At 39.8% G+C, this 1,151-nt stretch carries 1 protein-coding gene; it reads right to left on the minus strand.

Going from position 1 to position 1,151, the window contains the following annotated elements; translation table 11 throughout:
• Positions 1 to 1,133, minus strand: a 1,133-nt coding sequence (locus H5187_RS25250) for a phage minor head protein (RefSeq protein WP_182798485.1), incomplete at its 3' end; no start/stop codon positions are given.
• Between the last annotated feature and the right edge of the window lie 18 nt (positions 1,134 to 1,151).

Consider the following 1,151-nt stretch of genomic DNA (forward strand, 5'->3'; position numbering starts at 1 on the left):
TCGGCAGCTATTATTGTATTGAACGTTGGGCCTAGCTCTACTGTGATCATAAAACCTTGGTACGATATTTTTACTTGGTTGCCTATATAAGCAAACGTATTTGGATTTTGAACAGCGTTCATTAGGTCTTGTACTTGTTCAATTGCTAGCTGGCCAGTTAAGAACTTTTCAATTTGAGTGCTGCTGACTGTAACAGCGCTACTATATATAGGTGCGTTTTTACGTGATAGCTCGTTTAGTAAATTTACAGGCAAGTGCCCTAACGTAAATTGCTGGCTATCTGGAACTGACTTTTTAAGCGCTAACTTTGCTGCTTGTAAGTTTACCTGCTTTATATAGTACTGCTGAGATTTTAAAACTGCTTCATTAAATTGTGGTACCGCTAACTTTTGAATGTCAGTTGATAAAGTCATAACTGATTTACCCGCTGCAATATCTGCACCTAGCCATGCTTTACCAGGATTATAATCCCAGCCTAGATCAATGCCTGCTAACTTACTAAGTTCTTCGCCTGTTGATGGGTCTACAACTTTGAATGACTCCATAAACTTGTTCACTGTTTCAGGCTTAGTAACTGTTAGCCCCATTCGTGCAATATCACGCGCATTAAGTGATACCACCTTACATCTGCAGTTATAACCATTTGGTGGATAATGTGTATCCCAAAACGGATGATCCACAGGCAATAAAATGTAATTCCACTTACCGTGATCAGGTCTTACGCGGCTATCGCCAGCTGTTAAGTATAATAAATATGGTCTGCGCTGTTTTAAACGCTCTTGTTGTTGCCAACGGCCAGCTGCACGCGCAGTGTTTTTATTGTTTTGATAAATAACTTTAGTACGCCAGCCTCGTTTGCCATTGTATGACCAACCATGATCATCAACTATTTTGTCAAAGCGTTTTCTAAAGTCCGATATAGTTTCGCCATCACTAATAGCCTTATCAACAGCTTTATATAGCGCGTTAATGATCTCGATTTGTGTAGCACCGGCAACGGTAAATGCTTTGGCGTGAACTAAGCCCTGTAAGTCTTTATATGACTCACTAGTGAGCTTAATTTTGTCTTTAAAGTGAGAAATGGCTTCCTTGAATTTAACAAGGTCGCCATATTGTGGAGCTGGTAATGCCATATTAGTGCTCTTTTAACG

The sequence above is a fragment of the Pseudoalteromonas sp. SG44-1 genome (assembly GCF_014164315.1).
In the GTDB taxonomy this organism is placed as follows: Bacteria; Pseudomonadota; Gammaproteobacteria; order Enterobacterales; family Alteromonadaceae; genus Pseudoalteromonas; species Pseudoalteromonas rhizosphaerae.